Consider the following 22,726-nt stretch of genomic DNA (forward strand, 5'->3'; position numbering starts at 1 on the left):
TGATGTTGACCCGTGCCGCAGCCACGCAAGGACGAAGTCATTGTCGTGGTCTGATACTTGCGGTGATGTGCCCGATCGCGCGATGGGGCGATCAGGACGCCGCGAAACCATTCAGGTCGCCGCTGCCCGACGCCGGGGCGATCTCTGAGGCGACGTGAGGCTCAACGCTGCCGGGCTGCTTGGCCAAGAAGCGCCGGATGGGAAATCTGCCGGCCCCGCGCCCACCGCGGAGCAGGAACCGCCAGCAGGTGAAGCCGGTAAGGGCCACATCCAGCTCAGTATTCCGGTGCTCGATGTAGAGAAGATCGTAGGCTTGGCGGGCGCGGGCATGCTCGACCGAGTCGACGATGCCGTGAAGTCCCATCACCTGCGCCAATCCGGTCATGCCGGGCTTGACGGTGTGACGGCGGTGATAGTTCGGCACGACGTCCTCGTAGAGGATCCCGAGAACGTGGAGGCCGACCGGATGGGCACGCGGACCGACCAGCGACATGTCGCCCGCGAGCACATTGAGGAGTTGCGGAAGCTCGTCGATGCAGTACCGGCGCAGGACTCGCCCCAGCGGGGTTTGCCGCGCTTCGTGGTCGTGAGGATCGCCGATCGCGATCGGCTGCGGCGAAGGCCCGATCATCGTCCGGAATTTGCAGATCGAGAAGATCCGGCCGCCCTGCCCGTGGCGCGCCTGACGAAATAGGACTGGTCCGGGACTGGTCAGCTTGATGGCGATGGCGACGATGACCAGCAGGGGTGCCAGCAGGAGGAGGATGCAGCCGCTTCCGATCAGGTCGACCGCGCGCTTGGCCAGCGTATCGGCGACGGCTGCGGCGCCCGCTGCCTGCCGTTCCCCGCCGACCGGCGTACCGATGCACGCATCGGCATCCTCCACCGTCAGCTTTGCGGGCTGGCGCGAGCTCACCATGAGGCTCGTCATCGAGTTCCCCCTGATCTTCGCGTGGACTATAGAATCGATCTAGGCCGGGCCATGTCGGCACAGGCGAAGATGTGTGAACACATTAGGCATCGCGGTCGGGCGGAGATCTGCAAACTTTTTTGCAGCCGTCGTCGAATAATGCCGTCGCCTGCACGTTCCGGATCTGCGATGGATGACGCCGGGTCGGTCGTTCGGGGTGCCAGCCTACGTGCAGCGACGTGCCGCGTCCTTTGTGCGCCGACGTGCCGGGATGCGGTCGGCTGCGACGGGGCAGATTCCGTTCGCGTTGCCATCGGATGCGGACCTCGGTCTTCGATATGTCCGCGCTCTCCTGCGCCGAGCCGGCGTCCACGTCAGCGCAGAGCGTTCCCGCTGATGGAAAGCGGCGCCGTTGGCCGTCTCGGGCGCGACGGATCTCCGCTGCGAACGCGCTCGTCCTGATCGACGACGGTCGAGGCGCCTGGAAGCGCAGCACGCCTAGGCGCCCTGCCGACGCGATCCGCCGTTTCGCGCACCGGACGGCGCGGAGCGCTGTGCTGCGACGCCGGGAGATTCTCCGTGCGATCGGGCGGACAAGGCTTCGCGCATGGGGGATGTTCACCGGACGCACGGCCGATCCGGCGTGAAGGAGCACGCGTCGGTCCGACCCGCGTGGCGCGGCCGCGACCGCCGCCACGACGGGCGGATATCCGAGGCGAGGCGAAGCCGTCCGGGACCGGCCCGTCCCGACGGCCAGACACCCGTCTGGCGTCGCTCGGTCAGGGGTCAGCGCACCGCGGCCAGCAGCGCCTCGACCACTCTCTCGACGTCGATGTCGCTCATGGTGGCTCGCAACGGCAGCAGCAGTCCTCGCTCGGCGAGACGGCGAGCTGTCGTCAGCGGCTGGGGGCGCTCCGCCTGAAACGCGGACAGATGCGGGATCGTGTCGAGTGAGGGAAAGAAGGGACGCGCCCCGATGCCGTCCTCGGACAGACGAGCGATCACGCGATGGGTTCCCGGCGCCTCGTTCGGCAGAACGAGTGGAAAGAACCAGTGGACGGGCTGTGCCCAATCACGGATGGTCTGCAAGGTGATGCGGGGATGACTGGCGAGGAGTTGTCGATACGATCGATCCAGTTCGGCATGCCGCGCGAGGATCGCATCCGCCCTCTCCTCTTGCGCACACAGGATGGCACAGGCGAGGTTGGTCAGCCGGTAGTTGTAACCGAGCCGGTGATAGGTCTGTCGGCCATCGAGGCCCAGCCCGTGGGCGCGCAGTTGCGTCGCACTCACGATCAGGTCGGGATCGTTCGTGAGCAGCGCTCCCCCCTCACCGCAGCTGAGAATCTTATTCTGGAAGAAGGAATGCGTGGTGACCGTCGCGGCTGCGGCGAGGGGCATCCCGCGGTATCCGGCGAGCGGGGCGTGCGCCCCATCCGCAACCAGCGCGATCCGTCGCCCTCGCGCGATCTCCCACAATGCGTCCATCGGGCAAGGATGTCCGAACAGGTGGACCGGCATGATGGCCCGGGTGCGCGCCGTGACTGCCGCGCCCGCGGCAGCCGGGTCGATGCAGAAGGTGTCGGGATCCACGTCGACGAAGATGGGCCGGCCGCCGGCGTGCAGCACGGCGTTCGCGCTCGCCACGTAGGTCGTCGCCGGCACGATCACCTCGTCGCCGGGTCCGATCCCGAGTGAGGCCAGGGCGACATGCAGCGCCGCGGTCCCGGACGATAGTGTGATCGCATGGGCGGTGCCGTTCCGGGCAGCCCAAATCGCCTCAAACCGATCGCGGAAGGCGCCGGCCGGTCCGATGTCTCCGCTCGCGAGCGCCTGCGCCGCGTAGGCGGCCTCGCGCTCGGACACGTTCGGCAGCGAGAGAGGCACGTCGGCCGCGGGACGCGACAGCGAGAGAGAAGCAGTCATTGCAGGAGAACCTCATGCTCGGACAGGTTCAAGAGCAGGGTGAGCCCGTTGCACGGGCGGCGCGGGACCTTGGGAACGGCGTTCATCGCACTGGGATGGTGGTCGGCAGAGAGAGGCCGACTTCGCGCGGTGGGGCGTCACCGCCGAGCAGGCCCTCGTAGCGAGGGATGAGCGCGCTCCAGGAGAACGCCTGCGCCCGCGCGCGGCAACGCGCTCGGGTCTCGGCCCGCGGGGCCAGAGCCGCAGCCCGCACGATAGCGTCGCTGAGTCCGGCCGCGTTCGTTGCTGCCAGTCGCGTGGCGCCCGGCTCGAACAGCGCGCCGATCGTCTCATCCGTGATGATGTCCGGGATCCCGGCATGCCTCGCGCCGACCACCGGGGTTCCGGCCGCCAGGGCTTCGATCAGGACGTTGCCCAGCGCCTCCCAGACGGCCGGGTTCACACAGACCGTCGCTCGCGCGTAGAGCCGCGGTAGATCCTCGACGCGGCCGAGACCGAGAAACTCGACCCGATCGCGCAGGTGATCCGGAACGGCATCGTACACGGCAGCGCGGGTGGCCGGGCTTGCCCGTCCCGTATAGACGAGGCGGAGCGTCGGCAGCTGCTCGGTGACGGCCGAGAAGGCCTGGGCGAGGAGACGTGCGCCCTTGCGAGGCTCGTCGGCATCCCCGCTGAACAGGATGTAGGGTTCGCGCGGAGCCTCGTCCGGCAGCAGCGCGAAAGGCGTGATCTCAGTGGGGGATGCCAGCAAGTCCCCGACGACCCCGTAATCCCGCGCGAGCGCGGCTCGTGCGAAACGAGAAAGGACCGCCACCGCATCCGCGTGCCGCACCGCCGTGCGGAACAGCAGGCCGTCGCCCGGGATACGTCGGAAGTAGCGCCGGACAGGAATGCCCGTGCACTGAAAGACGAGGCGGAACCGCGCACCCGCGCGGCGTGCGAGCAGCGCGCCGACGGCATCGTGGTAGTTCAGGCAGTGCACCGCGTCGAACTGCTCCGAGACGAGCCACTTGGCGAGATCCCAGCCGAAGAGATGCAGGCTGTTGAGCCAGCGGCCCGTGATCGCGGCCGGCCCGGTTCTCCGCCGAAGCAGGACGCGCCGCACGGGGCCATCGGCCTCGATCCGCATTTCGGGCGCCGGTGAGCTGGTCAGGACGGTCACGTCGTGTCCGCGCGCCGCCAAGCGATGCGACAGATCATGGAGCATCCGCTCCGATCCTCGGCGAATCTCGGGCCACGCCGTCGGGTGAGTCACTGCGATCCGCACTGCTACCTCCAACCGCTGCGCCGCAAGCAGTCCCGATCGTGTGGCTCCCGGCGAGCGCCAATCCTGCGCCCAGGTTCCACAAGGACGATCTCGAACACTTGGGGCATCTGCCTTGATTGGTGAGCTCCATACACCCACCGGGGCAGGACTATGCCGATCAATGCACGCGCGGAGTCACAGGACGAGCGCGCGGTAACGAATACTGCCGTAGAGCAGCGAGGCGATCATGACCGCCATCCGCGGCAGGTGAGCCATGACACGCCCCGCATGGGCTGCGAGGCGCCGCGGGTCGGCCGAGCCGGTTCGATGGATCCCCCGCGCGACCAATGCGGGCGGCAGCAGGAGCAGCAGCAGCGGCTGCCACATGACGGCGATAGCCGCCAAGCATACCGCCGCGTAGAGCAACCATATCGGTGGATAGAAGAACAGCCGCGCAACGAGGAGGCTTTTCCTGAGTTCGGGATGCCGCTTCACCAGAGCGGGAACAAGAAACAAGCGGGTCGGCTCGAGAACCCACTGGAGCAGCGATTGCTGTTCGATCTCATGCCAGATGACGGCGCGCGGTTCGAAGCGGCGGGCATAGCCGGCCTTGATGATGCGCCACGCGAGATCGGTGTCGGCACACTCCGTCGCGCGGTTGAGGGGATCGCGGAACGAGAGGTTCTCATCGAAGCCGCCGAATGCGTCGAAGACTCCCTTCCGCACGATCATGTTGGCGGTCGGAAAGGTCGGATGCTCCTGTGCGGTGACGAAGGTGAGTTTCGAGAACATCGCGGCCGTCTGCTCCGGCTTGGGCAGGACCGGCCCCGTCGAGAACGCGACCGTCGGATCGGTCAAGGCGGCGAGACCGAGGTCGAGCCACTCGGGATGCGGCCGGCAATCGCTGTCCGTGAAGGCGATCACCGGGGCCCGCGCTTGAGACACGCCGCGATTCCGCGCCGGGGCCGGTCCCTTGTCGTGCTGCATGCGAAGGTACCGCAGCGGCAGCCCACGAGCCAGCATCGCTGCGCAAAGACCAGCGATATCGTCCTGCGAGACGTTGTCGACGACAATAACTTCGAACCTGTTCAGGCCGATCGTCTGTTGGAGCAATGCCATGAGGCAATCTTCCAGCATCTTGAAGCGATTCTTAACGGAAATGACGACCGAAATGTCCGGCTGCATTTTGGTGCTGTCACCTGACACACGACTTGTGTGCTCGTCACCCATTGTTTCGCCTCCAACCCGACCAGCGACAGCTCGTGACCCGATCCGGCCCGACCGCTCATAGCTCACAAGCGTTAGATTTCGCCGTCGCACCTGTCTGCTAAAAATTATGCAGCGTCTGACGCTTTCGATCACCCAATCATAGCTGGCGTTTCATTGTGCCCGTTCGGGAATGATTGAATTTCTGCTGACGGCGTGTTGTCGAGCCAGCGCTCTGGAGCGCTACGAAGTGGCCGAAGTCAGGCTGGCACACGCCGGACATCTCGCCAGCGAGTGGATGGGATGGCGGTGAAGCCGGGAGTGATGCGAGGCCTCCCCTGCTTGGGCCCGGCGGCCCTCTGCCACCCGGCGGCGTGGCCGCCCGAGCGTTCGACCAATCCGGCCAGACCGTTGCCGCGTGTCCAACGCTCGCGCAGCCGGTGCGTAACGCATTCAGCGCGATGTCGCCTGCAGGCTCGCGGGGAGATGCCGCACAGCCGAATCATCTCCTGCTGCAAAGGTGGAAGGTTTACTTCACCCCAACGTGAGAAATGTCACCGCCGGCGGCCATTGTTTCCCGCATCTTCGATCCAAGCCGGCGATCAGGGCGCCGCAGCAGCAACTCGGATCGAACGCACCGCGATACCGGCACAGGCGGGATCACCGTAGCATGCCCGCGTGCCGACCTGACGATTGACGGCAGCCCCGATGCAGCGCCGCCTTCCTGCAGGCTCCAGACCCATGCCGGCGTCGACGCCGGGCCGAAGCAGACGTGAACGCTACGATGGCGAGCAGCCATCCTCGCCATCGCATCACGCTGGCAGACCCGGGCGGCATGTTGCCCGACGCTGAGGAGGGCATTCTCCGACGGCGGTGGACGAATTGAGCAGATATGCAAGTATATATAGTTCATCTCATAATGAGAATTCTCGATCTACGCTCGATCGAGCGCAATCACGGCGACGCGAACGGCATATTTGTTCTTACATCAGGCCGGAAAAAGGCATCGAAACGAGCCGATCCGGCGCATGCGAACCTGAGGAGATGATGACATGATTCAGATCTCGAGCAGAGGTGTAGGGTTGCGCAATGGCACGACCGCGCAGATTCGTCGCCTCACCGACCTCGGCGGCGCCGACCGCGAAGCCTTTCATCGCCTCGTGCGGAAGTGGCGGTACGTGGCGGTGCGCGACGACCTCTGCCAGGAGGGCGACAATCTGGGGCATGTCAGCCTGATCCTCTCGGGTTGGGCCTATCGCTACAAGCAGCTGGAGGATGGCCGGCGACAGATCGCGGGCTTCCTGCTGCCCGGCGACCTGACGGAGGCATTCGCCCCTGAGGGATATGAAACGGACTGCTCCATCGGTGCTCTCACGCCGGTGACCTGCGCGGATGTTTCGCTCAAGGCGCTGGCGGCGGTGTGCGAGCAGCACCCGGCGGTGCGGCAGGCCCTGCTATGGGAGAGCTTCATCGCAACGTCGATTCAACGCGAGTGGATGCTGAATGTCGGTCAGCGTGTCGGCACGGAGCGGATCGGTCATCTTCTGTGCGAGCTGTTCCTGCGTCTGCGCCGCGCCGGGCTCACCGAGGACAACAGCTTCGTTCTGCCGCTGACGCAGTTCGACATAGCCAATGCCCTGGGCCTGTCGCACGTCCATATCAACCGCAAGCTCGCGCAACTCCGCGATCAGGGGCTCATCGAAATGTCGGGTCGAACGCTGCGGATCCCCGATGTCGCCGCCTTGCAGGCGACAAGCTCGTTCGATCCGACCTACCTCCACCTCGGCGAGCCGGTAACGCGCACCGAGGCTCCGCCACGGCTCTCCGCGCCGCACGCGGTTCACCGGATCGAACGGAACGGTCTCGTCACGCTCGGCCGTTCGCAGCAGGCGCCGCGTGCGCGACTTGCGGGCGCGGTCCACCCCGTGACCGAGCGGCGGAACCAATCCGTCAGAATCCAAGCGCATGTCCGAGAAGCGGTCAGCTATGCAAGAGGGTGAGCGTCGGGACGGTCTTGCCGTGGCGGCGAAAGATGCCGCCGCTAAGGAATTCGTCGCAGCGGGCGCGCCCAGACCGGACGAGTGCTCGGGTCCAATCTTGCGAATCGGCAAGACGTGCACGCAGCAGGTCCGCCTCCTTGATGGCGTTCTCCGCACTGGCGAGTCGGTTGTCGTCCATGGTTACCTCCGCGGCAGAGGCGCGAGGAATCAACCCCTATCAACAGGGCCGCGCCCGGAGATCGTCCCGCCCGGCCTACCTGACGCGCGAGCCGGATTGTCTCGCGGCGGGCCGTCGCGTGGGCCGGGCGATCAGCCTCACGCATCCTGCGGACAAGGGGATCCACACCATGTCCGCAATGATCGTGATGCTCGCCGGCGCTGCCGGCGCCCTGGCACTCGTAGCCGCCGCTCATCCGCGCGCCGAGCGGCTCTGGATGCGCAGGGTGCGATGACGACCGGGCAGCGGCCGAACCGGCGGGAAAGCTACAGCCGCTGCCGACCCGTCGTCAGGCGGACTGCTTCAGCCGCAACCGACCAAGACTGATGGTCTTGGCGAGTTCGGAGCGCTGGGCAGCGTAGTTGGCTCGCACTCTGCCATCCCCGCATAATCGCCGACTTCGCCACAGTATCCAGCCATTCGCGAACGGGACACGGAGTCTGTGGTCTGGGTGCCGTAGCGGTGTCCGCCGCCGGGGGAACGAGCGGCCATTCCGGCAGCCCGGATCGAAGCTCCGGAGGAAGCGCGATCTTTCTGTTCCAAGGGCGATCATCGGGCGGAGTAGATCGCCCGGTCGTCGGCTAACCACACGAGGCTGGCCGGCCTGCCCAGGCAGCCAGCAACTCGTCGGCGGGACCGAAGAACTCGTAATGAATGCGGTCCGATCGCACGCCAGCAAGCGCGAGACCGCCGACGAAGGCTCGCAGGAACGGGCGTGGTCCGCACAGGTAGAAGTCCGCCTCGCCAAGCGGCGTGTTCGCCGCAAGCCAGTCCACGCTGATCAAACCCGCATGATCATAGTCCTGCCCCTGGCGGTCCTCCGCCCGTGGCTCGACGTAGAAGGTTGTGGCCATGATGTTCCGGTGAGCCTGTGCCAGGGACCGCACATGCTCCTTCATCGCGTGCGTCGCGCCATTCATGGTGCCGTGCACGTACTGAACCGGAACGTTCGGGTGTTGGCTCGCGATGAATTCCAGCATGCTCATCATGGGCGTCAAGCCGACACCGCCGCTCAAGAGGACGACCGGCCGCGGCGACTCCTCGTTGAGGAAGAACTCACCCGCCGGCGGCGCCACTCTCAGGATCTGTCCCTCCCGTGCTTGGTCGTGCAGCCAATTGGACGCTACGCCGTTCGGCTCGCGTTTGACCGAGATCCGATAGGCCTCCTCGCTGGGGGGACTGGAGATGCTGTAGTTGCGCTTCAGCGGGTGCTGGCCTGGGATGTCGATCCAGAAGGTCAGGTACTGCCCAGGCTGGTGCCGCAGGACGCGCCCGCCGTCCTCCGGGCGCAGGATGAAGGACGTGATGACTTCGCTCTCGCGCGTCCTGCTGTCGATCTTGAAGTTGCGCCAACCCTTCCAGCCGCCAGGAGCCGAAGCCAGGCTGGTATAGATCGTGGTCTCACGCCCGATCAGAACGTGGGCAAGGAACCAGTAGGCCTCGCCCCAGGCGGCTAGGATCTCGTCGGTCGCGGCCTCGCCCAGCACGTCCTTGATGGCTCCCAGGAGCGCATCGGCCACGTGCGGGTAATGTTCGGGCAGGATGTTGAGCCCGACATGCTTCTGCGCAATGCGCTCGACAGCCGGAGCAAGGGCCCCGAGGTTGTCGATGTTATGAGCGTAGGCGAGCACCGCCTGGGCTAGTGCCTTGGGCTGCGACCCGGTCTCACCATGGTGGGACTGGTTGAAGAGGTCGCGGATGTCGGTGTTCTGGAACATCCGCTCGTACATGCGCCGCGTGATGGCAAATCCGTACTGCTGGAGGGCGGGAACCGTCGCCTTGACGAGCTGGATGGTCGTATTGCTCAGAGACGCACTCATGGGCTGATCTCACTGCTGTATTTTCGAGTATGACGTTGCCAAGATATGATGCGTTGTGACGCTCTGTTGGCGTGCTATTTTCAGCAAATCTGCGAAATGGCATCAAGTGCGGAGATTTTGAGATGGCTCGCTGTATCGCTTTCCTTGATCTGCCAAGTCCATGACTCGGTGATAGTGGAACCATCATCACGCAGTCTCAGGCGACAGCAGAAGGCGCTTACCCCGCTCAGCACGAACATGTCCGAACGGGGGCAAGCAGCGACCGTTGCGATAACGGTCAGTGATCATGGCCCGCACGGGCGATAATGACCTTGTGGCAGATGAAGAGGTTTTCGCATCACGCAGGCTCCCGGCACGTCGGGACGTGTAAACTTCAGGCCGCGCGATCGGCGCAGCTTTGATTTAGCGCAACGATCGAGCCGGTGTCAGCCCACTGCCGTCAGCATGTCAGGTCGTGACCCTAAGCGGGCCCTCGCAACAGATGTCGGGAATGTCCGGTAGCAAGGGTTTTCCCGACATTTGATTTCCTGACACAGTTCCCTGCCACCGGTTGGCTCGCAGGTCTCACGCGTCAAGCGGGTCAGTGAACGCAGCTACCGCGGCCGTCAGGAATCGGTCGTTTTCCCTACAGATCTGCTGAGCAGCGGAATGGCCACTCGGGGTGGAGGCTGTGTGAAAACGCGGGCGCAGGCCGAAAATATAGAAGAGTCTTCTATTCGACAGAAACTCCGGGCCGCCACAAGCCGCCCAGTAGTCCGACAGGACGCCTGTTCCGGCATTGCCCAGAACGTCCGAGGGAAAATCCTTCTACCGCTTCAACGTTTTCACACAGCCTCGGTGGTGAGCAGACTTTAATCACTCAAGGTGACTGCCTGGGTATCGGCTCGTCGCGGCCGCATCAAGCTGCCTGAGGCGGTCATCATCAGCCTCGCGATCACGGGGAGATATCAGCGGCCCGCTGCCGGGTGTTCGCGGTTGTAGCAGCGGCTTGCGCGGATCGACCCATACCAAGTCGGCTTCCTCGATCCGGCCGAGCTCACCAAACGCCCACCCCTCGATGATGGTTCATCTCCTGCCCATTGCGTCTGTGCCGATATCACGGCCCTCGTCGGTCATCGTGTCTCTTCCGTCGTTCGGTAAGTGGGATGGGGTGACAGTGCTCGGCCCGCCGAGGCGGGCCTTGGTGCAGCGCAAGGACGACGTTCTGCCCGGCCGGCGGCCTCAGCGGGCGGCCGGATCCGCCTCAAGCCTCGATCGCGCGTCGCATCCGGCCGCGGCGCAGGCTGACTCGCCGGCCACCGGCGCGCAGCAGGGCCCCGTCGCTCTCCAGTTGCGTGACGGTGCGCGACACGGTCTCCAGGGTGAGCCCGAGATAGTCGGCGATGTCGCGCCGGGTCATCGGCAGGTCGAAGGTGCCGGTGGCGCCGAGGCGGTCATCAACGTCCATCAGGAAGGCGGCGACACGCTCGACGGCGGAGCGACGCCCGAGCAGCAACATGTGGTCCTGCGCGTGGCGCAGGCCGCTCGCCGCCACGCTCCAGAGCTGGCAGGCAACCTCGGCCCGGGTGGCCGCGGCCCGCGCGACCTGACGGCGGCGGACCATCAGGACCTTGGTCTCGCTGATCGCCTCGGCCGTGTGGGTGTGGACCTCGCCCGGCTCGAAGCCGAACAGGTCGCCGGGCAGATGGAAGCCGGTGATCTGGCGCCGTCCGTCACCCAGGATCTTGTAGGTGCGCACCGCACCGCTCGTCACCCGGTAGACGAACTCCGCCTCCTCGCCCTCACCGTAGATCTCCTCGTCGCGGGCGTAAGCGAACGGCGACCCGACGAGCTCGGGGCAGCCGGCGAAGAGGCCGCCCTCGTGCAGGCTCGGAGAGGGGATGCTCTCGACCGCGCGGGAGCGCAGGGATGCGGTATCGAGTGCCATCGGTCCTGTCCTCGTCCTGATCGGATGGGAGACGAGTGACCCGAAAGCGGGCGCCGCGACATTCCGGGCGGTCTCTTAAGCGCAAGCACCTAAGGGCATCTACGGAGGCGAAGGGTGCCCTTCCGGCGCACCTCGCTCCGAGGCCGGACGCAAGGAAGCCGCTCGGCTGGCTCGCAACCCCCGGCTCCCTGCCGGGGGTTGGCGGCCGAGGCTTGCACCGGCAGGAGGTTCTCGGAAAATCGGCCGCGATCTGGCGGTCCGCAGGAGACCTTCATGCGCTGTTCCACCTCAACCCTGGCCGGGGCCGGGCTCCTCGCGGTCCTGACCCTCAGCGCGGGGCAAGCCGAGGCGGCCGAGGATCCCCACGTGACGCGCGGGCGCACCTTCGTCCAAGCCCATTGTGCCGGCTGCCATGCGGTCGGGCGCACGGGCGAGAGCCCGCTGGCCCAGGCGCCGCGCTTCCGTGACCTCCACACCCGCTATCCCGTCACGGACCTTGCCGAGTCGCTGGCCGAGGGCATCCGGACGGGGCACCCGAGCATGCCGGAGTTCCAGCTCGACCCGGGCCAGGTGGAGGATGTCATCCGCTACCTCGCCAGCCTGGAACGCTGAGCCGCTCGGCCCGGCGATACGTGATGAGGAGAACCTAGGGCGAACGCAGAGGTCTCGTTCTCGCGTTATCTCGGTGGTCGCACCAGCATCGTGGACGACGCGCAGCCCATCCCGCCCCCGCCACGTCGTCAGGCAGCCCACACCCCGCGGCTGATCCAGGAATTGACCGCCATTACTGCGCCGGCTCCCCAGCTCATAACCCGAAATTGCTTCTTTCCGTCTGAGGATAATGTAGGTTGCACGGCCCCGCCCGGTGCCCCGGCCCGCTGCACGGATCTGCCTAACCTCTGCTCGCCGATGCCCCTTTCCGCCGATCAGACCAGCACGACCTCAGGGAGCGAACCCTCCTTGTCGAGCGAGGAGCTCCGCGACACGCTCGACGTGGCGGGGATCGGCACGTGGTCACTCGACCCCGCGACGGGCAAGGTCGCGATCTCCGCGACCTGCGCTCGGCTCTTCGGGGCCCCGGCCGAGCGGCTGACCTGCCTCGCCGCCCTGCAGGAGCTCGTCCGCCCCGACGACCGCCAAGCCAGGGCCGAGGCCATCCGGCACGCGCTCCAGCAGGGCGGGACTTACGAGGTAGACTTCCACGTCGTGCACCCGGACGGGCAAACCCGGTGGATGCGCTCGCAGGGGCAGGTCGAACTCGACCCGGCCGGCCGGCCGGTCCGCCATCGGGGTGTCATGTTCAGCATCGACGCCCAGAAGCGGGCTCAGGAAGAACAGAAACGAACCGAGGCGGAGCTTCGCGCGCGCGAGGCACACCTGCGCTCGATCCTCGACACCGTCCCGGAGGCCATGGTGGTCATCGACGAGGGCGGCATCATGCACTTGTTCAGCGCAACGGCCGAGCGCCTGTTCGGCTACGCGGCGGATGAGGCCATTGGCCAGAACGTCAAGATGCTGATGCCAGAACCCATGCGGAGCGAGCACGACGGTTACTTGGACCGCTACCGCAGGACGCGAGAGCGCCGCATCATCGGCGTCGGACGGGTCGTGACCGGCCTGCGCAAGGACGGCTCGACCTTCCCGATGGACCTCGCCATCGGCGAGATGCGCTCGGGGGACCGGGTCTTCTTCACCGGCTTCATCAACGACCTGACCGATCGGCTGCAGACCCAGGCTCAGCTGCAGGAACTCCAGGCCGAGCTCGCCCAGGTCTCCCGCCTGAGCGCGATGGGCGAGATGGCCGCCGCCCTCGCGCACGAGTTGAACCAGCCGCTCGGGGCGATCAGCAGCTATGCCAAGGGTTGCCGCCGGCTGCTGGACCGGCCCGGTGCGGCCGTCCCGGCGGAGGCCAAGCAGGCCCTCGACAAACTGGCCGAGCAGGCGCTGCGGGCCGGGCAGATCATCCGGCGCCTGCGCGACTTCATCTCCCGCGGCGAGACGGAGAAGCACGTCGAACCCGTCTCGCGGCTGATTGAGGAGGCCAGCGCACTGGCGCTGGTGGGCGCGCGCGAGCAGGGCATCGTGGCCCACGTCCGCTTGGACCCGCGGGCCCGCTCCGTGCTGGCCGACCGGGTGCAGGTCCAGCAGATCCTGGTCAACCTGGTGCGCAACGCGCGTGAGGCCATGCAGGCGAGCGAGCGGCGCGAGCTGATCATCGAGGCGAGGCCCGTTACCCAGGCGATGATCGAGATCGTGGTGTCGGATACCGGACCGGGCATCTCGGACGAGATCGCCGGCAAGCTGTTCCAGCCCTTCGTGACCACCAAGCCGACGGGGATGGGCGTGGGCCTCTCGATCTGCCGGACCATCGCGGAGGCCCACGGTGGGCACCTCACGGTCGAGCGCAACAGGGTCGGGGGGGCGACGTTCCGGTTGGCGCTGCCGGCCGTGAGCGAGGGGGAGGTGATCGATGATGCCGGCTAGCCCGCGGGTGCACGTCGTTGACGACGACCCGGCGATGCGGGACGCGGTGGCGTTCCTGCTTGAGACCGCGGGGTTCACGGTCAAGGTCTACGATGGCGCGGAGCCAGTGCTCGCCGCGCTGCCGGAACTGACGACCGGCTGCATCCTGTCCGACATCCGCATGCCCGGACTGGACGGGCTGGCTCTGCTGCGCCGCCTCAGAGCGGGCGGGCACGCGCTCCCGGTGATCATGATGACCGGGCAGGGTGACGTGCCGCTGGCGGTGGAGGCGATGAAGCTCGGAGCCTGCGACTTCATCGAGAAGCCGTTCGACGACGAGGTGCTTCTGCAGGCGGTGAACTCCGCCCTGGAGCGGGGCGGACCGGCAGAGGCGGAGGATCCCACGCTGCGGGAGTTCGTCCGCCGGGTTGGGACGCTGAGCGAGCGCGAGCGGCAGGTCCTGGACCACCTGGTCGCGGGCGGCACCAGCAAGGAGATCGGTCGCACGCTCGACATCAGCCCGCGCACGGTCGAGATCTACCGCGCCAAGCTGATGACCAAGACGCAGGCGGGCAACCTGTCCGAGCTGGTGCGCTGGGCGGTGCTGGCGGGCCTCGCGCGCGGTTGAGTGAGATCAAGGCTTCCCGCCGAGCGGCAGGGCAATCTGTTCGTCTCGCGCATGGATGCTGATGCGGCGTGCGCCGCTGACCCGCCACCAAGGACGAAACTCGTGCCCATCTACATCGCGGACGACGACCCGGCCGGCCTGAGCGCGCTCCAATTCCTGCTGGAGAGCGAGGGCTACACGGTCGCCGCGTTCCGGAGCGGGGCGGCCTTGCTGTCGGCCTTCCCCGGCCCGGTGCCGAGCTGCGTGGTGCTCGACTGCGTGATGCCGGGTCTGAATGGCCTGGAGGTAGCCCGCCACTTGCGCGACCTCGGCATCAACGCCCCCGTCGTTCTCACTACCGGCCATCCGAGCCCCGCGATCCGGGGGCGGGCCCGAGCGGCAGGCCTGCCGCTGATCGAGAAGCCACTCTCGCAGGATCTCCTCGCCGCGATCGAGGCCGCTCGGACGGGCGCTGGCCCGGCTCCCGGCGAGGCGCGCAGTCCTGAGTGATTGCGGCGCCGGCCCACGTCGCCGATCAAGCGCCGATGTCCTGGAAGAGGTAGAAGCCTAATCGGTTGGCTGCCTCATGGGCAGCGCAGGGCTGAAAGCCGACCGGCAGGTCCGCCCGGCTGCGGGCCGTGTAGCTGTAGGACCAATTCTCTGGGCTGAGGAAGGCCGGCACCGGCGTGTCCTCGCGGACGGCGCAGCACACGCCAGGCTTATGCTTGCGCAGAAACACGTTGTAGGCGTCGCGTAGCTGGTCGCGTTTCGGCATGGCGGCCTCCCTGGCTAGGCTATTCGAGCAGCCCGGAGCCCGCCGCTCATTGATCCAGCGCAAACGAATCCAGCGGGCTCCCTGGTCGGCATAGAGATGCGCGGCACGGGACCTATGTAAAAACCCTTAAGGAATGCCGCGGAATTTTCAGGCTGAGGAGTGATCTGTAATCAAGTCAGCTGGCTCACCCCAGCAGGTCATGGGCGCATCGTGCTCACTGCCCACGCAAGCCCAGGGAGCACGAGCGATGACGATCTTGAAGCACTCCCGCCTCGCAATCTTCGCATTGAAAGCGGCGCTCGGAGCGACCGCGATCTTTGCCGCTGCAGATCCTGGCATTCGGATCGCCTACTCGGATGACGCGGTGCAGGCGCGTGTGGAACAGGCGGCGCGACAATCGGAGCAGGTGATCCGCGCCAGGATGGCGGAGGCTGCCCAGCAGTCCACCCTGCAGGTCGGGCCGATGACCGGCGGTGACGGGACCCGCGGCCGCGTGCGGGTGGTCCTGGCTTCTCCGTACTCACGGTGAGAAGGCCGAGCGGCTATGATGTTTCCGAATGCATCGCTCCTCACCGAGGCGGCTGAGGAGCTCACCTTCCTGAGGCACGTGCTTCAGTCGAGCCGATCGGATGTCGCCTGCAGGCCCACGGGCGGGAAAGTGCGAGTGACGCTGAGGGATCTGCGCTCCGATAGAACCTGCCCTATTCTGCCGATCAAGGCTCCAACGATTTGTGTTGTAAGCAAATGGTGGACTTGCTTCGGCTTAGTGGAGAGCGGTTGAACAGGTGCCCCGCCTCTCGAACTGGACGGGGCTGCCGAAGCCGAGCGCGTCTGGCTGTACCTGCGCGAGTGCTATCTCCGGCACCGGCTCCTGACCGTGCCGGTGCGCGCGTCGATGGTGAAGCCGCCCGTGCGCTGACCTGGGCCGAGGTGCAGCGTCTCCGTGAGCGCGCCGCGCCCATCCGAGGCGGCGAGCACCCGGCCGCCGGCATCGATCAGGAGCACGCGGGTGCGATCCCGGTCCTCTGGCGCGACCCGCACGCCCGACACGATGGCGCGGGCCTGCGGCTCCCAGTCGAAATGGATCGCCAGGACCTCCTTGGTGCGCAGCTACCCAAGCGCTACGTTTCGTTGACCGCGCTGATCGACTTTACCCGCGAGCCGAACAAGGGTCTCCCGAACCGGCGAGAGCGACGACTGCGTCCTGACCTGCTATAGTCGCCGCTCGCTGCTGCGATGCGGCTTGGCCTGATCCGAGCCAGGGCCGGACCATGTATGAGCGCTGAGACCGATCTGCTCGCCCTCGCTGTCGAGAACGCCGAGCTTCGGTTCGCACTCGCCGAGGCGCAGGAGCAGTGCGTGGAACTGGCTGTCGATGCCGGCGAGCTGCATGCCATGATTAAGGAGCTTCAAGCTCACTTGGTCGTTGTCGAAGCCGAGCGCGACGAATGGCATATAGCCGCTGCTCGGACAGATAGGGATCGACACAGCACCTAGCTTCACCGGCAGCCACGGAGGTCATTTTAGGAGGTCACTCAGCGCTCTCAAACCCCGATTTGCGTGAGCCATGCGTGGCCGCTCTGTCCGCATGAGTATTACCTAGAGGAGACAGTACGATCATGCATCAGGCGCAGGTTTTTGGCCAACGGTCGCCCAACCGCTGCTGTAGACGATTGGATACAAGCTCCTCAGGCTGCCATGCTTCGGGAAGCATCACGAACCAACCGGGTTGAGGCATGGACCTCCTGAGTCGATGACGCGATCAGGGCGACGTTCCGGCTGATCTCGGTGACTGCGCCCGTCATCGCCTGCATGTTGACCGACATCTCCTGCGCGACGGCGGCCTGCTGCTCGATGGCAGTCGAAATGGCCGAGGAGATCTCGTTCACTTGACCGATGGTCTCGCCGATGCCCGAGATAGCGACAGCGGCTTGGTTTGCGGCAGCTTGCGTCTCGGCGATCTGGCTACCAATGCTCTCGGTCGCCTTGGCGGTCTGGGCGGCTAGGCTCTTCACCTCGGCGGCGACCACGGCGAAACCCTTGCCGGCCTCACCGGCGCGGGCCGCCTCGATGGTAGCGTTGAGCGCCAGCAGGTTGGTCTGTGAAGCGATCTCATCGATCAGCTCCACGATCTCCCCAATACGCTTGGCCGCCGCGGCGAGCCCGGCCACCACAGTCGAGGTGGCGTTCGCCTGCTCGACCGCGCGTCCAGTGATCTGCAGAGCCCGGTTGACCTGCTGGCTGATCTCACCCACCGAGGCTGCGAGTTCCTCGGCGCCGGCCGCGACACTCTGGGTGTTCCCGGATGCCTGCTCGGCCGCGCTCGCCGCGCCAACCGCCTGCTGGGACGCCAGCGAAATGGAGGCGGCGATGCTGTCAAGGTCGCGGTCGATGCCGCGATGCAGTTCCGCGCGGCGCAGTCGTTCCTCGACCACTTTGGTGGTGTCGGTGGCGAACTTGACCACCTTCATCAGGCGGCCGGCGGCGTCGAAGACAGGGTTGTAGGTCGCCTGGATCCAGACCGTGCGGCCGCCCTTGCCCAGTCGCTTGTACTCGGCGTGCTGGAACTCGCCGCGGCGTAGCGCCTCCCAGAACTCGCGGTAAGCGGCGCTCTCATGCTCGGCTGCATCCACGAAGATCGAGTGGTGCTTGCCCTTCACTTCATCGAGACCATATCCGACTACAGCCAGGAAGTTGGCGTTGGCGGTGATGATGGTGCCGTCGAGCCCGAACTCGATGATGCCCTGCGAACGCTCCAGCGCGTTCAGCTTGCCCTCGAAGTCGGCGTTGCGCAGCTTCTGGGCAGTGATGTCGGTGGCACACTTGAACACGCCGTAAGGCTTGCCGTTGCGGCCCACGAGCGGGTTGTAGCTGGCCTGGATCCAGACCTCGCGCCCACCCTTGCCGATGCGTCGGTACTCGGCAACCTGTGGCTCGCCTCGGCGTAGCGCCGTCCAGAACTCGCGGTAAGCCACGCTCTCACGCTCGGCGGGGTCGACGAACATGGAGTGGTGCTGTCCCTGGATCTCCTCCAAGCGATAGCCCACGGCGGCCAAAAAGTTAGCGTTAGCGGTGACGACTTTGCCGTAGATGTCGAACTCAATCAATGCCTGAGAGCAATCAAGCGCATGCAACTTTGCTTTGAGTTCTTTATTAGACAGAAGCATTGTCATTCGCCCGATTCCGCCGCTTCACGAGCATTCATAGAAATAAGGTAGAGGCAATGTCTTAAATTATCATCAATCTATTCGACGAAACACAGACCTATGCAGCACGATTTATCTGTGATTATCATGATTAGGCCATTCGGCATAAGCCATCAACTAATACTTCAACCGAAGATCTAAAACTAATGGCCATGCTAGAAGGGTAGAAAGGCTGAACCCGAGTCGTTCCGGCGGATACTCGATGCCTATGTCGGCGTCCAACTCGCGGGCTAGGGCCTCACTCTGTCTCACGGGTGCCGACGGCGGACACAGCCGCCATGACCGCCCCAAACCCGAGGACGCTGGCGAGCCGCCGGCCTGATAGGATCTGCTCCTTCGGGTCGCGCGGCGGCTCCTGCATCAGCCCCGGGCGGGGAACATCGAAGCCGAGCGCCACAGCGGGCGGGCCGTCCATGATCATCGCCACCCAGAGGATCTGGATCGGCGCAAGCGGGTCGGGCAGGCCGAGTTGAGGTGCGAGGAAAGCGGTCGTTTTCTGGACATTATGCTTCAGCCGCGCTGGAGCGTTCCATAGGTGCTTCGAGCGCAGCCAGCCGACCTCGGGGTAGTAGGATCTTGTGGCCCTGCTCGTCAGAGCCTCGGTCGGCATGCCCGACACGGCCAAGCCGATGGCCGCGGGCTTCACAACCAGCAGGCGCTTGATCGCGTCGGCCGGGACGTGACCCTCGATGACGTACCCACCAACCTGCGCGGTGTGGAAGGAGGACGCCGCGGCGGCTCGGTGTGCATCGAGGGGGCATCACGGCGCTCCTGACGTGAAAATCGGGCGTCAGCCCCGGCGGCTCATATTGCCAGCCATGCCCTCACAGCAGCAGCCGCCCTTTTTGCCTCTCATGCTCCGCATGCCGGCGTGGTTCATCGCCATGCCGCCCTTGCCGCACATCATCGCGCCCTTGCTCTTGCCGCTAGCGCAGCAGCTCATGGCCATGGCCGGTGCTGCGCTCAGCAGCATCAGGACGGTCGAGGCGGCGATCAGCGTCTTCATGGCGTTCTCCCGTGGCGGCTCGTCCGCAGGGCGAGACCCTAGAGCTGCAACAGGTATTTGAGCAGGGCGGCGATCGCCAGCGCCAAGAAGACGAAGGCGAGCAGGGCGATGAGGGCCATGCCGCCCATCATCCCGCCCATGTCAGCCATCGCGCCGGTCATCATGGCGGTGCCCATGGTGCATGAACAGGTGCATCAGCGGGCAGGCGAGCAGCAGCAGGTACGGCAGGGCGCTGAGGACGTGTCCGGTATGGGTCATGAACAGGTAGAGACCGAGCCCAGCGAGGGCGACGGCGACGAGCCGTCCCCCCGGTGAGGCGACCAAAGCGGTGACCTTGCCCTGGGGGCGCTGGCTGGCGGGCGCGTGGTCCATGGATGGGCTCCTGGGACGAAGGGATCAGGCCGGCGCCGCCGGCCGGCCGGTCAGGGCAGCCCAGCGCGGCACAAAGGCGGGGACGCGAGCCATGTAGGCCCGGTAGGTCTCGCCGAACTGCGCCAGAGCCTCGCGCTCCTCGCTGCGCGCCAGGCGCACGTACATGACCACCAGCAGGGGGAACATCGCCAGCGTCAGTAGGGTCGGCCACTGAACCAGGAACCCGAGCAGCACCAGCACGAAGCCGACGTACTGGGGATGGCGCACGTAGGCGTAGGCGCCGGTGGTGGCGAGCTGGTCGGCGCGCTGGGCCGCATAGAGGGTCTTCCAGGCCGCGGCGGTGAGCCAGAACCCGGCCCCGATCAGCACGGAGCTGAGCACGTGGAAGGGGCCGAAGTGCGGATTGGTCTTCCAGCCGAAGATCATCTCCAGCAGGTGGCCGGCATCGTGTGAGAACCAGTCGATGCCGGGAAAGCGCGACTGCAGCCAGCCGGACAGCACGTAAATGGTCAGCGGGAACCCGTACATCTCGGCGAACAGCGCAACCAAGAAGGCGCTGAACACGCCGAAGGAGCGCCAGTCCCGCGGGGTCTTCGGCCTGGCGAAGCTGAACGCGAAGGCGATGAACACCACGGCGTTGACCAGCACATACCCCCACAGGCCGTAGGCGGACGAAGTGTCATGCATGGGCGGGCGCTCCGGTCACCCCCGCACCATGCCGGCCGCCGGCACCAGCGGCCTTGAGGCAGATCAATCCAGAAGTGGGCCGTCAGGCGCACGATCACCGGCAGAATACAGAACCGGGAGGTCTCCATGGCCACGCTGACTTCGGATCGTACATCCGCCGGCACTGGGCTGAACACACCTCTAAACCTCGTCGCGACCGGCTGGGGCCTGACCAGCGCACTGGTCGGGCTGTTCGTCGTTTGCTTCGCTTTGTCGTTCGTCTGGCCCGCGGGCGGCGGCTCACATGCCTGGATCCGGCTGTTTGCCACGAACCCCGACAACGTGCTGCGCACGCTGGTCGAGGGCATCCTCGGCAGTGCCGCCGCGGCGTGGCTCACGGCCATGCTGTTCGTGCCGGTCTACAACCGGCTGGCTGACCGCTGACTTTGCGCGCCGGGAGGCCACTCATGGGCACGCCAAGTCGGGCTTGTCGCTCTCGGGCTCTGCACAGCGTATCAACTCGCCCTGGGCGCGTACTTCCTTCTGCTGCGGCCATCCCTGCTGCCTGAAGACGAGCGCGCGATCGGTTTGGGACTTGCGGAAGCCCGGCAGCTCGCCCCTGGGCTGGTGGCTTGGCTGGGCTGGGTGATGACTGTTCTCGGCGGCCAAGCTATCGCAGCCGGCGTGTTGCTTGGGTTCGGGCTCCTGCAGGGCCGCCGCGAAGGGTTCTCGCGGCCCGCGCTCCTGCTGCTGGCGTTGGCCGGGATCGCATCGGTGCTCCTGATGAGCATCGTGAACTTCGCGATCCACTCGGACTTCCGATGGCTGCTCATCATGCCGCCCATCGTCTGGGCGATTAGTGTCGTGGCTTTGGCACAGGACATCAGCGCACGTTGACTGAAGCGCGCGCCGGCCGCGGCAAGCTCACGACAGGCCAAGGTCGAAGGCGCAGAAAATATTTGAGTCGGACATGAGCTGAATGTTCACATTTGATCCAAATCAAGGCTGCCGCATGTCGGCAATTTATAAAGTCTATATTTGAACGGAGGCTGCTATGTTGTTGTAAAAGCGTGGTGTAACGGCAATGATTGTTGGTAGCTTGCTCCTGGTGGCGCCGGCGAGTCTGGCACAAACCCAGCTTGCCTACATGAACAGCGTTGACTGGCTCAGGCAGATTGAACTGCTCCGGCCGAAACAGAAGGATCCGAATGAGCGCCCCTGGGTGTCCTCGGAAGTCCGCACCGTCGACCTAACCACCAATCAGCTCACCGTTTCCCATCCTCCGATCCCGAGCATCAACATGCCGGCGATGACCATGACCCTCCCGGTTCAGGACACAGCACACCTCCGCATGCTCAAGCCCGGCGATAAGGTTCAGATCCAGGCGGCTGAGGTGGACGGTGCCGTCAAGATCGTGAACGTCAGGATGCAGCACTGATCGTGCGAGACACGGACTATTGGAAAAGCCAGTGCCGCGGGCCTTTCCGCGGCACTGCTATTTGCGTGGCTCGACAACCGGCTGGCCGGCCCCGCTCAGAGGCGAGCGGCACGCAGGCGCAGAGCGTTGCCGATCACGCTGACTGACGAGAGCGCCATCGCCGCAGCGGCGATGATCGGCGAAAGCAAGATGCCGAGGGACGGGTAGAGCACCCCGGCCGCCACTGGTACGCCGGCAGCGTTGTAGATGAACGCGAAGAACAGGTTCTGGCGGATGTTGCTCATGGTGGCGCGCGACAGCCGACGGGCACGCACGATCCCGTTCAGGTCGCCCTTGAGCAGGGTGATCCCGGCGCTCTCGATGGCCACGTCCGTGCCGCTGCCCATGGCGATGCCAACGTCTGCCGCAGCCAGCGCCGGGGCGTCGTTGACGCCATCGCCGGCCATAGCAACCACTTGGCCCTGCGCCTGGTGAGCTTTGACCACCGCGCTCTTCTGGTCGGGCAGGACCTCGGCCTCGACCTCATCAATGCCGAGTGCGCGCGCCACCGCCTGAGCCGTGGTGCGATTGTCGCCGGTCAGCATGACCACGCGAATGCCTTCGGCACGCAGGGCCTGCAGGGCTTCGGGCGTGGTGGCCTTGATCGGATCAGCGATCGCGATGGCGCCGGCCACCCGGTCATCCACGCTCATGAAAATCGCCGTGGCGCCGTCCTGGCGCAGGCGGTCCGCCTGCTGGTCGAGCACCGCCGTCGGGATCCCGGCCTCGCCCAGGAATTTCGCATTGCCGAGCCGAATTTTCCGGCTCTCGACAGTGCCCAGCGCGCCCCGGCCGGTCGGGCTGTCGAAGTCGCTGACCGGCGCCAAGGTGAGGCCCTGCTTCTCGGCCGCGGCGACGATCGCCACCGCCAGCGGATGCTCGCTGGCGCGCTCGACGCTGGC

24 protein-coding genes and 2 pseudogenes are annotated in these 22,726 nt (G+C 65.9%); 9 read left to right on the plus strand and 17 right to left on the minus strand.

Annotated elements, in window-relative coordinates; all coding sequences use genetic code 11:
* Positions 1–91: 91 nt before the first annotated feature.
* From MFF61_RS31140 to MFF61_RS31155, 4 genes are all read right to left on the minus strand, one after another.
* Complete coding sequence (locus MFF61_RS31140; RefSeq protein WP_238241561.1) at positions 92–931, minus strand: sugar transferase; 840 nt, start codon at positions 929–931, stop codon at positions 92–94.
* A 765-nt stretch (positions 932–1,696) separates the two neighbouring features.
* The gene (locus MFF61_RS31145; protein ID WP_238241562.1) at positions 1,697–2,836 is read right to left on the minus strand and encodes a DegT/DnrJ/EryC1/StrS family aminotransferase; all 1,140 of its coding nucleotides are present in this window, start codon (positions 2,834–2,836) and stop codon (positions 1,697–1,699) included.
* Between the two features lie 82 nt (positions 2,837–2,918).
* Positions 2,919–4,043, minus strand: coding sequence for a glycosyltransferase family 4 protein (locus MFF61_RS31150; protein ID WP_238241563.1), 1,125 nt, complete (start codon positions 4,041–4,043; stop codon positions 2,919–2,921).
* 234 nt (positions 4,044–4,277) lie between these two features.
* A complete protein-coding gene (locus MFF61_RS31155) occupies positions 4,278–5,312 on the minus strand; it encodes a glycosyltransferase family 2 protein (RefSeq protein ID WP_238241564.1) in 1,035 nt (344 codons plus the stop codon).
* Positions 5,313–6,340: 1,028 nt separating this feature from the next.
* Between MFF61_RS31155 and MFF61_RS31160 the strand changes: the two genes are divergently transcribed.
* Complete coding sequence (locus MFF61_RS31160) at positions 6,341–7,288, plus strand: Crp/Fnr family transcriptional regulator (protein ID WP_238241565.1); 948 nt, start codon at positions 6,341–6,343, stop codon at positions 7,286–7,288.
* Here the strand turns inward: MFF61_RS31160 and MFF61_RS31165 are convergent.
* From MFF61_RS31165 to MFF61_RS31175, 3 genes are all read right to left on the minus strand, one after another.
* Positions 7,269–7,466: a hypothetical protein gene (locus tag MFF61_RS31165; protein WP_238241566.1), complete on the minus strand. Its 198-nt coding sequence runs from the start codon at positions 7,464–7,466 to the stop codon at positions 7,269–7,271. The two genes, MFF61_RS31160 and MFF61_RS31165, sit on opposite strands and share 20 nt — an antisense overlap.
* Before the next feature lie 620 nt (positions 7,467–8,086).
* Entirely contained in the window at positions 8,087–9,325 is a 1,239-nt protein-coding gene (gene hmpA / locus MFF61_RS31170; protein ID WP_238241567.1) for an NO-inducible flavohemoprotein, read from the minus strand.
* Between the two features lie 1,243 nt (positions 9,326–10,568).
* The gene (locus tag MFF61_RS31175; protein ID WP_238241568.1) at positions 10,569–11,252 is read right to left on the minus strand and encodes a cyclic nucleotide-binding domain-containing protein; all 684 of its coding nucleotides are present in this window, start codon (positions 11,250–11,252) and stop codon (positions 10,569–10,571) included.
* Positions 11,253–11,525: 273 nt separating this feature from the next.
* On the opposite strand from MFF61_RS31175, the gene MFF61_RS31180 reads away from it, so the two are divergent.
* From MFF61_RS31180 to MFF61_RS31195, 4 genes are all read left to right on the plus strand, one after another.
* The gene (locus tag MFF61_RS31180) at positions 11,526–11,864 is read left to right on the plus strand and encodes a c-type cytochrome (RefSeq protein ID WP_238241569.1); all 339 of its coding nucleotides are present in this window, start codon (positions 11,526–11,528) and stop codon (positions 11,862–11,864) included.
* Positions 11,865–12,161: 297 nt separating this feature from the next.
* Positions 12,162–13,736: a sensor histidine kinase gene (locus MFF61_RS31185; RefSeq protein ID WP_238241583.1), complete on the plus strand. Its 1,575-nt coding sequence runs from the start codon at positions 12,162–12,164 to the stop codon at positions 13,734–13,736.
* The gene (fixJ, locus tag MFF61_RS31190; protein ID WP_238241570.1) at positions 13,723–14,343 is read left to right on the plus strand and encodes a response regulator FixJ; all 621 of its coding nucleotides are present in this window, start codon (positions 13,723–13,725) and stop codon (positions 14,341–14,343) included. Before MFF61_RS31185 ends, fixJ begins: the two co-directional genes overlap by 14 nt.
* Before the next feature lie 102 nt (positions 14,344–14,445).
* Positions 14,446–14,832, plus strand: a complete 387-nt coding sequence (locus MFF61_RS31195) for a response regulator transcription factor (RefSeq protein WP_238241571.1) — start codon at positions 14,446–14,448, stop codon at positions 14,830–14,832.
* 25 nt (positions 14,833–14,857) lie between these two features.
* On the opposite strand, the gene MFF61_RS31200 is transcribed toward MFF61_RS31195, so the two are convergent.
* Positions 14,858–15,097, minus strand: coding sequence for a hypothetical protein (locus MFF61_RS31200; RefSeq protein WP_238241572.1), 240 nt, complete (start codon positions 15,095–15,097; stop codon positions 14,858–14,860).
* A 247-nt stretch (positions 15,098–15,344) separates the two neighbouring features.
* On the opposite strand from MFF61_RS31200, the gene MFF61_RS31205 reads away from it, so the two are divergent.
* A complete protein-coding gene (locus tag MFF61_RS31205; protein ID WP_238241573.1) occupies positions 15,345–15,626 on the plus strand; it encodes a hypothetical protein in 282 nt (93 codons plus the stop codon).
* A gap of 344 nt (positions 15,627–15,970) precedes the next feature.
* On the opposite strand, the pseudogene MFF61_RS31210 reads toward MFF61_RS31205, so the two are convergent.
* The 8 genes and pseudogenes from MFF61_RS31210 to MFF61_RS31245 form a co-directional block, all read right to left on the minus strand.
* Positions 15,971–16,192: pseudogene (locus tag MFF61_RS31210) on the minus strand (methyl-accepting chemotaxis protein); the annotation flags it as partial.
* A gap of 117 nt (positions 16,193–16,309) precedes the next feature.
* Positions 16,310–16,552, minus strand: coding sequence for a hypothetical protein (locus tag MFF61_RS31215; protein WP_238241574.1), 243 nt, complete (start codon positions 16,550–16,552; stop codon positions 16,310–16,312).
* Positions 16,553–16,785: 233 nt separating this feature from the next.
* Complete coding sequence (locus MFF61_RS31220; protein WP_238241575.1) at positions 16,786–18,270, minus strand: methyl-accepting chemotaxis protein; 1,485 nt, start codon at positions 18,268–18,270, stop codon at positions 16,786–16,788.
* Positions 18,271–18,541: 271 nt separating this feature from the next.
* A complete protein-coding gene (locus MFF61_RS33960; protein WP_283206059.1) occupies positions 18,542–18,913 on the minus strand; it encodes a cation transporting ATPase C-terminal domain-containing protein in 372 nt (123 codons plus the stop codon).
* Positions 18,908–19,030, minus strand: a pseudogene (locus MFF61_RS31230) (DUF411 domain-containing protein); the annotation flags it as partial. The gene MFF61_RS33960 and the pseudogene MFF61_RS31230, both read right to left, overlap by 6 nt.
* Positions 19,031–19,093: 63 nt before the next feature.
* Positions 19,094–19,309, minus strand: coding sequence for a hypothetical protein (locus MFF61_RS31235; protein WP_238241576.1), 216 nt, complete (start codon positions 19,307–19,309; stop codon positions 19,094–19,096).
* Between the two features lie 141 nt (positions 19,310–19,450).
* Positions 19,451–19,681, minus strand: a complete 231-nt coding sequence (locus MFF61_RS31240; RefSeq protein WP_238241577.1) for a DUF2933 domain-containing protein — start codon at positions 19,679–19,681, stop codon at positions 19,451–19,453.
* Between the two features lie 24 nt (positions 19,682–19,705).
* Positions 19,706–20,368 carry a methyltransferase family protein gene (locus MFF61_RS31245; protein WP_238241578.1) on the minus strand — a complete coding sequence of 221 codons (663 nt, stop codon included), beginning with the start codon at positions 20,366–20,368 and terminating at the stop codon, positions 19,706–19,708.
* A 126-nt stretch (positions 20,369–20,494) separates the two neighbouring features.
* Here MFF61_RS31245 and MFF61_RS31250 point away from each other — a divergent pair, with 126 nt between their 5' ends.
* The 3 genes from MFF61_RS31250 (at position 20,495) to MFF61_RS31260 (ending at position 21,785) form a co-directional block, all read left to right on the plus strand.
* Positions 20,495–20,791 carry a hypothetical protein gene (locus tag MFF61_RS31250; RefSeq protein ID WP_238241579.1) on the plus strand — a complete coding sequence of 99 codons (297 nt, stop codon included), beginning with the start codon at positions 20,495–20,497 and terminating at the stop codon, positions 20,789–20,791.
* Between the two features lie 204 nt (positions 20,792–20,995).
* Entirely contained in the window at positions 20,996–21,244 is a 249-nt protein-coding gene (locus MFF61_RS31255) for a hypothetical protein (protein ID WP_238241580.1), read from the plus strand.
* 211 nt (positions 21,245–21,455) lie between these two features.
* On the plus strand, positions 21,456–21,785 hold the full coding sequence (locus MFF61_RS31260) for a copper-binding protein (protein WP_238241585.1): 330 nt from the start codon (positions 21,456–21,458) through the stop codon (positions 21,783–21,785).
* A 95-nt stretch (positions 21,786–21,880) separates the two neighbouring features.
* Here the strand turns inward: MFF61_RS31260 and MFF61_RS31265 are convergent.
* Positions 21,881–22,726, minus strand: an 846-nt coding sequence (locus MFF61_RS31265; protein ID WP_238241581.1) for an HAD-IC family P-type ATPase, incomplete at its 5' end; no start/stop codon positions are given.

Source organism: Methylobacterium isbiliense (genome assembly GCF_022179325.1).
Taxonomy (GTDB): domain Bacteria; phylum Pseudomonadota; class Alphaproteobacteria; order Rhizobiales; family Beijerinckiaceae; genus Methylobacterium; species Methylobacterium isbiliense.